Genomic DNA, 11,966 nt, shown 5'->3' with positions numbered 1-11,966 from the left:
AATTAACCTCCTATCCTAGCTAAAACTTTTTTGGTAGCTTCTATGTACTCTTTGATATCTTCAGATGTATGAATCTCTGTAGCACAAACCATAATAGAGTTAGCTAAATCAGTATGATACTCACCTAAGAAATAACCAGCATCTATACCTTCTTTTTCCATCTCAGTTACAAAATCTTGCGCATTTACAGGTAAATCGATCACTGCTTCATTAAAGAATAAATCATTAAACCTAGCATTTACTCCATCTAGTTTAGATAATTCATTTGCTAGCTTAGTAGTATTTTCATGAGATACACTTGCTACTCTTTCTAAACCTTCGGCACCTAATAAACTCATATAGATAGTTGCAGCTGTTACCATTAAGCCCTGGTTAGTACAGATATTTGAAGTAGCTTTAGCACGCCGTATATGTTGCTCTCTAGCTTGTAGCGTCAAACAAAAACCTTCGTTACCATCTAAATCTACTGTTCTACCTACAATACGACCAGGCATTTGGCGAATATGAGGCATCTTACAAGTCATAAAACCAAAGTATGGTCCGCCTGAAGCTAAAGGTACACCCATAGGTTGACCCTCACCACATACTATATCAGCACCATTGTCACCCCATTCTGCAGGTGATTTTAATAGCGCAAGTGACATAGGATTAGTCACGGCAATTGCCAAAGCACCGTGCTTATGTGCCCAGTTAGTCAAAGCATCAACATCTGCAAGTTGTCCTAAGAAGTTAGGACTCTGGATAACTACAGCAGCATATTGAGTATCGGCAAAACTATCTAATCTAGCAACATCAGTCTTACCATTTTTAGAATCCAAATTTACAACATCAACTTCGATACCTTGATGCTTTGTAATAGTTTCAAGTACATTTAAATAAGTTGGATGTAGAGCTTCTGCTATTAAGACTTTTTGTGACTTGGCTTTTTTATTTGAACGAATCGCCATTAGTACTGACTCTGCCAAAGCAGTTGCCCCATCATACATCGAAGCATTTGAAGCATCCATGCCTGTCAGCTCTGCCATCATAGTTTGGAACTCATATATAACTTGTAAGCCACCTTGAGACGCCTCTGCCTGATATGGAGTATATGCTGTATAGAACTCTCCTCGAGCTACTATATCCCATATAGCAGCAGGTATATGATGACTATAAGCACCAGCACCTATAAAATTTGTATTATGATGATTCTTATTTGCTCTTTTTCTAGCTACTCTAGCTAGCTCCATCTCATTGATTCCATCAGGAATTTGTAGAGTATCGGCTCTTAACTGAGCTGGAATTTCATCAAAGAGTTGATCTACGGAGTTAGCTCCAATAGTATCAAGCATTTTTTTGATTTGTTCTGGTTTATGTGGAATAAAAGACATATTTCCTCCATGTCTTCGTATATAGAATTTTATAAAGACTAAATAGAAATTCTAAAGGTTTATACTAATTAGTCTTCTAAAGTTTTTGCATAAGCATCAGCAGACAATAGATTTGCCAGTTGAGATTCATCAGAAATTCTGAGTTTAAATAACCATCCATCTCTATATGGTGCATGGTTTACTTGAGAAGGATCGTCACTTAATGATTCATTCACATCAATAACCTCGCCATCAAGAGGAGCATACACATCAGAAGCTGCTTTCACAGATTCAACAACACAAGTATCATCTCCAGCTGAGAATTCTTCTCCAACCTCTGGTAGCTCAACATATACTAAATCACCTAATAAAGATTGAGCATGTTCGGTAACACCTACTGTAACTTCCTCACCATCTACTTTAACCCACTCATGAGATTTTGTGTATTTTAATTCATTAGGAATATTCGACATTTTATACCTCCGTATTGACTACGATTAATTATTGTTGTGAAAATATTTATTTTAAATCAAAGATTGTCCATTTTTGACAAACTTTGCCTTAACTAATTCTACTTCTAATTGTTTACCACGTATATTTACGACTGGATTAGCGCCCTCTTTAGGTACATAAGCTAATGCTACTGCAACTTTAAGAGTAGGTGAAAAGCTACCACTTGTTATATAACCTTTCTCACCATTATCAAAATCAATCTCCTGACCTGCTCTAAGCACGCCTTTCGACTTCAAAACAACCCCTGTCCATTTGGTAGCTATACCCTGTGATTTTTTCGCAAGATATGCTTTTTTACCAATGAAATCTCTACTCTCATCAGAGAGATCAACACTCCAACCAAGCCCTCTCTCTAAAGGAGTTGTGGTTGTATTCATATCTGACCCATATAAGTGCATCCCTGCCTCTAAGCGTAAAGTATCTCGAGCACCTAAACCTACTGGTTCGGCACCATTTTCTAATAAATTATCCCAAAAATCTGCTACTTGATCTGCTGGCAGCATTATTTCAAAACCATCTTCACCAGTATAACCAGTTCGAGCGAACATCCAGTTACTAAAAAACTTAAATGTAAAAGGCTTCAATTTAGCTATTTCTTCTGCAATCTCAGTAGTCACAGTATGCTTGACAACCTCTACTGCTTTTGGACCTTGTACAGCAACGATAGCTAAACTTTGTTGTGGAGTTATAGCAACATCTAAGTCCTGAGAGTTTTCTTTGAACCATGCTACATCCGACTCTCTATTACCAGCATTGACAACAATTCTGAAATTTTCAGAATCTATTTTATAAGTAATAAGATCGTCAACAATACCTGCGTCATGATTTAACATACAGCCATACTGCGCTTTACCCACTTCTAGTTTAGCAACATCATTAGCTAAGATATGACGTAAAAACTTTTCAGCATCTTTACCTTGGATATCAACTGCTAGCATATGTGATACATCAAATACACCACAGTTTTCTCTAACATTATTGTGCTCTTGAATTTGTGAACCATAATTGATTGGCATTGACCATCCAGAGAAGTCTACCATTTTAGCATTTGCTGCTATGTGCGATTCATAAAGAGGAGTTTTAAGCATTTTTCCACCTAAAATTAGACTCGATAAGCAACACTATACATTTTTTTTTAGCTGAATATAAGCGTTTTATTTCAAAAAAATCTAATATTATTCTTCAATCACTTTGATATATAATTTACCATCTTTTGCTCTCTCAGGACCATGTATATCTGTATCGAATCCTGGCAGCATTGATCCTATCTTTTCTAGCATCAATAAAAAGTCTAATATTACCTTAGAATCTTCTGTTACTTTTTCTCCAGGGAATATCACTGGTATACCTGGTGGATATGGTAATATCATCACAGCTGAAGTCTGTCCATATAGCTCTGCTAGAGGAACTTTTTTGACCCTACCTTTTAGCAACTTCTGAAATGCCCTATGAGGATTAAGTCGCTGCTCTGGTAGCACATTAAAAGCATGATACATAAGATTAGGAAGGTTAGCCTCTTTCATATACTGATGCAACCTTTCACTAACTTCTTGAACTCTCATATCTTCATAGAATTTAGGGTCTTCAGCATATAATGTCGGTAGCATCTTCTCAACTAATGTATTTTCATCATACATTTGTTTGAATTTATTAAGTACTGATATTAGCCTTACTGATTTTGCCTTTGTAGTGCCTAAACTAAAGATAAATAACAATGAATAAGGCCCAGATTTCTCAACTACAATATCATGCTCATCTAAAAATTTAGCTACTATATCTGCTGGCACGCCCCAGTCCTCAACATTGTTATCTTTTATGCCTGGAGTTAAGATTGTTATCTTAATAGGATCTAGTGATAAAAAATCACCATCTATATTTTTAAATCCATGCCATTTATCAGCATTTCTTAGTAGCCAAGCCTCTTTATTAGCAATATTATCAGGTTGCCAAACATCAAAGAACCAATCACCAGCTTCTGATCTAAGCTTAACTAGTTCTCGTCTAAAATCTATCGCTAGATTGATAGTTTTGTCAATAAGATTATAGCCCTGCTCGCCCTCCATCATTGCTGCTGCTGTCTCAACACTAGCAACTATTGGATAAAAAGGAGATGTTGAAGTATGCATCATATATGCTTCATTCAAAACTTCATCGTTATAATCACCTTTTATGTGCAACATTGATGACTGACTGAAAGCTGCTAGAAGTTTGTGAGTAGATTGTGTCTCAAAAATCATATGCTCTGGCTTTGGTTCAATCTGCATTGCAGACTTATGTTTATAGATTGGATGAAATATCGCATAAGGTATCCAAGCACTATCAAAATGTAATTTTTTAACATCTAGTTCATGATGAATAGTATCTGTATTATAGAGAATACCATCATAAGTTGAATTTGTGACAACAGCATATTCAGGCCATTTATCTGCAATGCTACTATTATCAATTTTTTCTTGGATAGTTTGGCGCTGAAATTCTTTTTTAGGTATACCTCCAATTATGCCATAAGCATTTCTTGTTGGTTTTAGATATATTGGATTAATATCTACCATCATCATTAGGTGTGTAACTGATTTATGGCAATTTCTATCTACAAGAATTGTATCGCCATCAGCAACACTATACATACCAACTATCTTATTAGCTGTTGATGTCCCATTGGTAACAATCAACGATCTATCAGCTTGGAAAACTTTTGCAATATACTCTTCTGCATCTTTGTGAGCTTCCGAATGATCTAATAAACTTCCTAGCTCTTTCATTGAAATAGATAAGTCAGTCTTAAAAATATTCTCACCATAAAAGTCATAGAATAAAGCGCCCACTGCCGAACGCTGAAAGCCATAACCTCCTTGATGTCCTGGTGTGCAGAAAGATGAGTTAAAAGATTTGGAATATTTAAACAACTCATAAGTTAAAGGTGGCAAAATATCATTGAAGTAGTTTGTAATAGTTCTATGAATAAAATCCGAATCCTCGCCAGCTAAAGCATCATACTGTAAGAAGTTAATATTTAAGTTAAAATCACGCAGATTGAGTTTGATACTTTGGTTATAATCAGAAACTACAAATACTGGTAACTTAGTGTTAAGATGGGCAATATTATGAAATGCTTCAATACTAAAACTAGTTCTATCAAGAACGATACAACATATTCTTGAATTATCTTCGAGAATCTCTACAACCTCAGATAAATCATCTACTGTTAAAGTATGATATTCATAACTTTGTAGATCTTTTTCAATCTTTAGTAAAAATTTTTCTTTATAGGATTTTAAAGAGTCTTTATATACAAATACAATTGTCTTCATTAGCTTTAGCACTTATAGACTATATACTTATGCAGTATACTAAAAGTGAGTCAGATAAAAATATTTTTTGCTAATGAAAATCAGTAAATAATAAATTAGTTAGTATGTTCAACTAATTCTAATTCACCATCTACTAATCTATAGATTTTATTCATACGACTAGCTAGTCTCTCATCATGCGTAACAATTACAAAGCTAGTTCCAAAATCATCACTAAGCTGCTGCATCAAAGCAAATATACTTTCAGATCTTTGGCTATCTAAGTTTCCTGTAGGTTCATCTGCTAAGATACAGTTAGGATTGGTAACTAAAGCTCTCGCAATAGCAACTCTTTGGCGCTCACCACCAGAAAGCTCGGCAGGTTTGTGATGTGCCCTATGCTCTAAACCAACTTTTGTTAGAATTTCATTAGCAAGCTTTATTGACTCTTTTTTTGTATATTTTTTGGTAATAGCTAATGGAATCATTACATTCTCAATAGCTGTAAACTCTGGCAATAAATGATGTAATTGATAGATAAAGCCCAAATGCTTATTTCGCATCTTTGCACGCTTATTAACAGACTGATTATCAAATCTCTCGCCCATAAGCATTACTTCACCTGAGCTACATTTATCTAGTCCACCCAAAACATTTAGCAATGTTGTCTTACCTGATCCTGATAGACCCAATATAGCAACCTTTTCTCCTTTATTAATTTCAAGGTTTACATTTTTTAGTATAGCTATATCTGTCTTAAATTCTGTGTAACTTTTTGAGACATTCTTACAACTTAAAACTACATTACTCATATCTAAGCGCCTCCACTGGTTGAACCTTAGAAGCACTCCAAGCCGGATAAAGTGTAGCTAAGAAACTTAAAAACATAGAAACTAAAGTAACCTTAAATACATCTGACCACATAAGCTCCGATGGGATATAATTAATCAGATACACGCTAGCACTCAAGAATTGTCTCCCTGTAACATGCTGGATGAAATTAACAATCTCTGTAGCATAAGTCGACAGTAAAATCCCCAATAGAACTCCTATAACTGTACCAATTAAACCAATTATAAATCCTTGGTAGATAAACACAGTTATAATTTGTCTTGATGACATACCCATTGTTCTAAGAATAGCTATATCACTTCGCTTATCAGTCACAACCATCACTAAAGATGATAATAAATTAAATACAGCAACCGTAATTATTAGCAACAGGATAAAGAACATCATTGTCTTTTCCATTTTTAAAGCATCAAAGAAAGATTTGTTTTCATCAGTCCAATCACGAGTGAAATAATACGGAGGTATAGCGCCATCATTAAGTTTATTTTTCACGAGAGGTGCATCGTAGATATTTTCTAGGCCTAATTGAAGAGATGATACTGAATTACCAGTCTCAAATACTTTTTGAGCATTTTTGATATTAATCATCGCATAATAAGCATCGTATTGATAGCTTACTGAGAATATACCGGATACTTTAAATTGCTTGATTCTAGGAATCATCCCTGCAGGTGTTAAGCTTACTTTAGGGACTATTAAAGTAACTTTATCTCCTACGGTAACACCTAAGCTATTTGCTAAAGCACTACCTAAAACGATATTATACCCCTCATTATCATCTAGTGATGATAACTTACCTTCTATGATATGATCACCAATTGGTAACACCTTAGTTTGATATTTTGGTTCTATACCTTGTATCTGTACAAAAGCAGTTGTACTACCACCATTATTTGCACTTAACAATCCTTGAGACTCCACGATAGGAGCTGCTGCTGTAACACTTGGCGCACTTTTCTCAACATCTTTTGCTAATTTTGGCCAATCAGTAACTTGCCCACCCATCTGATATACTTTCAAAGGTGGTACCATCATCAAAATTCTATTTTTGATTTGTTGATCGAAACCATTCATCACAGACATTACTGTAATTAATACAGCAACTCCCAAAGATATACCCAAAAAAGATATAGCAGAAATAATAGATATAAACCGATTACGCTTCTTAGCACGGATATATCTTAACCCTATAAAAAGAGGAAGACTTCTAAACATTTAAGCTTTGTTTTGCAAATAAAATTACCATGTATAATAACATATTAAGGGACTAAAAACATTTCAAATAAACTTAGCTGAATTTTTCAAAAAAATATCTAATTATCAAAATTTGATTAGCCTTGTTAATTTTTACTAATTGTTGAAATATTTATATTGTTATATTATATGCCTCATTGACAAAAAGACATGTAAGTGAATAGATATGAGAAAAAATTTGAAATCTCAGTTTTGTGCTTTACCAATATATTTAGGTGGACTAACTATAGCTTACATAGTAACAGCATCAATAATATCTAATTTGTTGTTCTAAATATGGCTGGCTTAGTTAGGTTTTGATTTAGAAGGTTTATGTTGATCCGCCCCCACACAACTGGACACATAAAGCTATATAACGAGTCTATACATAACTAACTTGAAAACTAACTTCGGTCAGCCATATTTAAACTTCCTTCGGAAAAAAACTTAAAATATTTTGAAAAAAAGATAAAAAGTTGAAAAAGGTTTGACGATTACCTACTTTCACCTGGGCATTGCCAGACTATCATTGGCGTAAGACCGTTTCACTTCTGAGTTCGGAATGGGATCAGGTGGTTCCAGACTGCTATTATCGTCAATGCGTGATATAATACTCTCATTAATTATTATGTCAACTCTATATTTAACAGTTTTGTCAAAAAACAGGCACTTCCTAAATATCGTTACCGATAACATAATCATCTATGATCAATGGTATTTCATCACCACAGTCTTCATAAGCGTTGATTTCTCCGCTAGCAAATCTTGATTGAAGCTCTTCGTTATCCATATATTCAGTATCAAAATCAACATACACAGAACCAAGCAGATGATTGAACTCATGTTGAAATATTACCGCAGCTATAGAGTCTAACTTACCTGTAATTTTCTTACCATGCTGGTTATATGCTTCATACTCAATCTCTTTATATGTTGCTAACTTACCTCTTTTTTCTCCTAAGGCACTTAAACAGCCATGCCAAAAACTAACTCGTTCCTCAGACGCTTTTGTAATTTTAGGATTTATAAAAACTTGGAAAGGAACACTATCAAAACTTAATGGATATCTTGCATTAGAACTATCAAACTCTATCATAAATATTTGATAAGGATAGCCAATTTGATTAGCCGCAAGTCCTATACCATTGCCTTGCATTTTTTCATACATTTCAGCTATGATATTTTGTATTTCAGAACTTTGAATATCATTTATAGGTTTGCACCTTTGATATAGCACCTCATTATTTGAGTCATTGTATTGTATAAATTGTGATTTCATACTAAAAACTACATTTCCTAACTTTACTTAATTATAGGCGCTAAAGGATTACCATACTTTTTAAGATACTCTTTAGCTATCTCTTGAGAACCTAAGTAATTTAGGTGGTGACCATCTAAATATACAGGTATACCATTTAGAGAGGTCTTACAATAACTATCATTACATAAGACCTTTTTAGGATTTATCAACACCATTTCAGGATACTTGGCTTTAAGCTTATAAATCAGTTTAATAAACTTTTCTTGTTGCTTTTGCACATACTCCAAAGGTAATTCACAATGATGAGGATCAAACAATAAAATAAACTTAGCTGTTGAAACAATACAATAGTTATTAAAACCTTTTGGTAGTTTTGGTGTATCCAGTATTACTACTGGAACGGCATGATTTTTTATTATCAATTTTATAGATTCTTCAATGCCTGAGATGTAAGGTTGATTACTTTTCTCAGACCAATCACCACCCAAAACAACATATTTAAAAGACTGCTTTCTTATTAAGTCTTTCAACGCATTGTTTCTATCAATCATTGATACTCCTAATTCTGTATTAGGAAGATTTTCTATAAAAGGAGTACTTCTTTGAGATACTAAATAAGCACTTTTATGAATATTTGATAACCATACCCCCAACATTGGAAACTCTGCACGAGCATGAGAATCACCAATAAATAGTATATTTGTATCTTTATCTTGTGAAGCATCACCTATTAAACATTTACTTTCCGGAGGCAGCATTTTTGATGTAAACTCTGGAGATGAGTTTTGTAAAAAACATTTATTCTCATCAACTCTCTCAAAACCATAAATACCATTTAATTTACGAAGATCTACAATCGGCGGTGGAATATTAACAGCAAAGTTTTTGATATATTTAGTACATAAGGCAAATGAAGATGCTAGTAATACTGGGATTATCCATAATACAATTAATGTTTTAGAAAATGGCATCTTAAACTTATATCTAAAAGGTTTCTCTACTAAGAAATAAGTTAGTGTAGCTAAGCAAAAACTAACGATAAGAATAATAGCCTTGATAAGGTAAGTACTATCAATACTCAGATAATTAACATAAGCAATTATCGGCCAATGCCATAAATATAATGAGTATGATATTAAACCAATCGCAATCAATGGTTTAAGTGAGAAAACTCTGTGTATGAAAGAGACATTATTATTTAAGCCCACATATATAAATAAAGCAGCACCAAGACAAGCCTCTATCATACCCAAACCTGGATAAAATACTTTTACAAAGAGTATAGGTACTAGCATCAATACAACAGATATTAATCCTAGGACATTTGCTGTCAACTTGCTTATAGTGATTTCTTTGTTAACTGAATATATCGCCAAAAAGCAGCCAAACAATAACTCAAAGGCTCTTGTAACCGGAAAGTAGTAATACTCTGAGCCATTTAAAAATATCAAAGAAACCAATGACAAAATGGTCAAAATTATACAACCATACAATAGTTTATGATGTATAGACACCTCAACTTGGTTTTTTAGCTTAACAGGAATATTAAAAGCGGCTATCAAAAACAATGGCCAAAAAATATAAAACTGCTCTTCAATCCCTAGTGACCAAGTATGCAATAGAGGCATCAATTCTGAGTCGGTACTAAAGTAGCCAAAACTTAGTGAACTAAAGAAATATAAATTTGAAAATGATCCCAAAGCACTAACTAACGACTTAGAATAATCTCTTAAATCTTGAGGTAATAAAATTAACCATGCAAAAATTGTCGAAAATATAAGGACCACAATTAATGCAGGCAAAATACGCCTCATTCTTCTTAGATAAAAGTTCTTGATAGAAAAAGTCTTATTTTCTAAATCACGAATAATAATACTAGTTATTAGAAACCCTGAAATAACAAAAAATATGTCAACTCCAAGAAAGCCTGACTTAATCCAACTAATATTTAAATGGAATAACACTACAGCTAACACTGCTAGTGCTCTAAGACCATCTATATGCTTATAATACTTCATTATAAAAATCTACTTTTAATCTTGCTAATAAGTATAGTACAAAAATCCAATCAAAGTAATAACTTTGAACCAACCCACTTGGAGAGTATTTTGCATTTTAGGACAAATTTACAATAGTCTATAAGACTAAATTATCACGGTAGGTAGCATCTAATAAGCTTAACTGATTTGTGAATTTTTATTCAAGAAAATAATAAAAATCTCACTTCCATGATAAAAAATATTCCAAAAGAGATGTTTTTAAACTACTATATATGAATAATTATTCAAAATAATGAAATATGAAGCAGTTTATAGGTGTATTTTTGATTATTGGTTCAACTATAGGTGGTGGCATCATAGGTTTACCTATAGCTGCTGTTAACTTAGGATTTGTGGGAAGCTTATTGGCAATATGTTTAGTATGGTTAATAATGACATTTACAGGATTATGTATATTAAAGATATCTTATAACCTCCCAGTTAAGCACAATACATATTTCTCGCTATCTACCAAATTCTTAAACTTTAAAGGAGCTAAGGTTACTGTTTTTGGAGGTTATCTATTAATACTATATTTAACACTGACAACTTACATATCTGGCATTAGTTCATCCGTAAGCTTATACTTTGCACAAAATAGTAATTTAAGTTACTTATTATCTGGTGTGATTCTAGTATTTATACTAGGTGGAATTACAACTTATAACTCTAGAATTATAATCAAGAGTAATGTTATATTTGTCGTAGCTAAACTCTCTCTTATTATCATAGCTATATTTCTAATTTTTTATTCTACAAGCAAAATTAGTCTTAGCATTGATAGCTATCCTATTCAATCAATAGGAGCATTTTCATTCTTATTTGTATTATTTAATGCTTTTGGTTATCACTTTATTATCCCAAGTTTAGCAAAGTTTTATGATAATCGTATTTCTTTTAAATCTTTTGTTTTCTTGCTTATCTTTAGTACGACAGTCATAGCGCTGATTTATATAGCATGGATTTTAGCAATATTCTTTACAATACCAGCAGAAGGTAGTCATGGAATGATGAGTATTTATAATAGTAAAAATCAGCTTATAGCTTTTAATAATAGTATTAGCTTTTTTACTCAGTCATACACTATTAGCAATATGTTGAGCGCTTTTCAATTAATATCTATGATAGGCTCTTTCTGCTGTATCTCAATAGGTGTGATCGATGCTTTAAAAGATGCCTTTGGACAAAATGCTTACATTAAAGTCTTAATCTGCACTTATTTTCCACCACTGGTTTTAATGAGTCTTTCTCAAAATATGTTTTTAATTGCAATGTCATTAGCTGGAATATTAACATTCTATATTGAGGTATTTGTACCGATTTTAGGTGTTAGAAATTATTATAAAGTGTCTAATAAGATAAAGAATAAATCTTTATTTAGTCATCAATATTCAAAAGCTTTTAGTTAGATTCTGAATAATCACTATTC

General features: G+C 32.9%; 9 protein-coding genes and 1 rRNA gene. 1 reads left to right on the top strand and 9 read right to left on the bottom strand.

Annotation, left to right across the window (positions count from 1 at the left end):
- Positions 1 to 2 precede the first annotated feature (2 nt).
- The 9 genes from gcvPA to FQ699_RS02585 form a co-directional block, all read right to left on the bottom strand.
- Complete coding sequence (gcvPA, locus tag FQ699_RS02625; protein WP_146421007.1) at positions 3 to 1,370, bottom strand: aminomethyl-transferring glycine dehydrogenase subunit GcvPA; 1,368 nt, start codon at positions 1,368 to 1,370, stop codon at positions 3 to 5.
- Positions 1,371 to 1,438: 68 nt separating this feature from the next.
- Complete coding sequence (gene gcvH / locus FQ699_RS02620; RefSeq protein ID WP_013923583.1) at positions 1,439 to 1,822, bottom strand: glycine cleavage system protein GcvH; 384 nt, start codon at positions 1,820 to 1,822, stop codon at positions 1,439 to 1,441.
- Between the two features lie 51 nt (positions 1,823 to 1,873).
- On the bottom strand, positions 1,874 to 2,950 hold the full coding sequence (gcvT, locus tag FQ699_RS02615; protein ID WP_146421006.1) for a glycine cleavage system aminomethyltransferase GcvT: 1,077 nt from the start codon (positions 2,948 to 2,950) through the stop codon (positions 1,874 to 1,876).
- An 87-nt stretch (positions 2,951 to 3,037) separates the two neighbouring features.
- Positions 3,038 to 5,173, bottom strand: a complete 2,136-nt coding sequence (locus tag FQ699_RS02610) for a lysine decarboxylase LdcC (protein ID WP_146421005.1) — start codon at positions 5,171 to 5,173, stop codon at positions 3,038 to 3,040.
- A gap of 95 nt (positions 5,174 to 5,268) precedes the next feature.
- Positions 5,269 to 5,964: a lipoprotein-releasing ABC transporter ATP-binding protein LolD gene (gene lolD, locus FQ699_RS02605; RefSeq protein ID WP_146421004.1), complete on the bottom strand. Its 696-nt coding sequence runs from the start codon at positions 5,962 to 5,964 to the stop codon at positions 5,269 to 5,271.
- A complete protein-coding gene (locus FQ699_RS02600; RefSeq protein WP_146421003.1) occupies positions 5,957 to 7,219 on the bottom strand; it encodes a lipoprotein-releasing ABC transporter permease subunit in 1,263 nt (420 codons plus the stop codon). Before FQ699_RS02600 ends, lolD begins: the two co-directional genes overlap by 8 nt.
- A gap of 503 nt (positions 7,220 to 7,722) precedes the next feature.
- Positions 7,723 to 7,837, bottom strand: a 5S ribosomal RNA gene (gene rrf, locus FQ699_RS02595).
- Between the two features lie 73 nt (positions 7,838 to 7,910).
- A complete protein-coding gene (locus FQ699_RS02590; protein WP_146421002.1) occupies positions 7,911 to 8,516 on the bottom strand; it encodes a peptide deformylase in 606 nt (201 codons plus the stop codon).
- A 23-nt stretch (positions 8,517 to 8,539) separates the two neighbouring features.
- Positions 8,540 to 10,516, bottom strand: coding sequence for an acyltransferase family protein (locus FQ699_RS02585; protein WP_146421001.1), 1,977 nt, complete (start codon positions 10,514 to 10,516; stop codon positions 8,540 to 8,542).
- 281 nt (positions 10,517 to 10,797) lie between these two features.
- Here FQ699_RS02585 and FQ699_RS02580 point away from each other — a divergent pair, with 281 nt between their 5' ends.
- Positions 10,798 to 11,946, top strand: a complete 1,149-nt coding sequence (locus FQ699_RS02580) for an aromatic amino acid transport family protein (RefSeq protein ID WP_146421000.1) — start codon at positions 10,798 to 10,800, stop codon at positions 11,944 to 11,946.
- Positions 11,947 to 11,966 lie beyond the last annotated feature (20 nt).

It is taken from the genome of Francisella salimarina, from assembly GCF_007923265.1.
Lineage (GTDB): Bacteria > Pseudomonadota > Gammaproteobacteria > Francisellales > Francisellaceae > Francisella > Francisella salimarina.
Note: the sequence above shows the minus strand (reverse complement) of the source record. Positions and strands in the feature narration are given on the sequence as shown.

Excerpts from the sequence above, each read along its gene's own strand:
- FQ699_RS02590 (WP_146421002.1), bottom strand. The coding sequence starts at position 8,516 with ATGAAATCACAATTTATACAATACAATGACTCAAATAATGAGGTGCTA.
- lolD (WP_146421004.1), bottom strand. The coding sequence starts at position 5,964 with ATGAGTAATGTAGTTTTAAGTTGTAAGAATGTCTCAAAAAGTTACACA.
- gcvPA (WP_146421007.1), bottom strand. The coding sequence starts at position 1,370 with ATGTCTTTTATTCCACATAAACCAGAACAAATCAAAAAAATGCTTGAT.
- FQ699_RS02600 (WP_146421003.1), bottom strand. The coding sequence starts at position 7,219 with ATGTTTAGAAGTCTTCCTCTTTTTATAGGGTTAAGATATATCCGTGCT.
- FQ699_RS02580 (WP_146421000.1), top strand. The coding sequence starts at position 10,798 with ATGAAGCAGTTTATAGGTGTATTTTTGATTATTGGTTCAACTATAGGT.
- gcvH (WP_013923583.1), bottom strand. The coding sequence starts at position 1,822 with ATGTCGAATATTCCTAATGAATTAAAATACACAAAATCTCATGAGTGG.
- FQ699_RS02585 (WP_146421001.1), bottom strand. The coding sequence starts at position 10,516 with ATGAAGTATTATAAGCATATAGATGGTCTTAGAGCACTAGCAGTGTTA.
- FQ699_RS02610 (WP_146421005.1), bottom strand. The coding sequence starts at position 5,173 with ATGAAGACAATTGTATTTGTATATAAAGACTCTTTAAAATCCTATAAA.
- gcvT (WP_146421006.1), bottom strand. The coding sequence starts at position 2,950 with ATGCTTAAAACTCCTCTTTATGAATCGCACATAGCAGCAAATGCTAAA.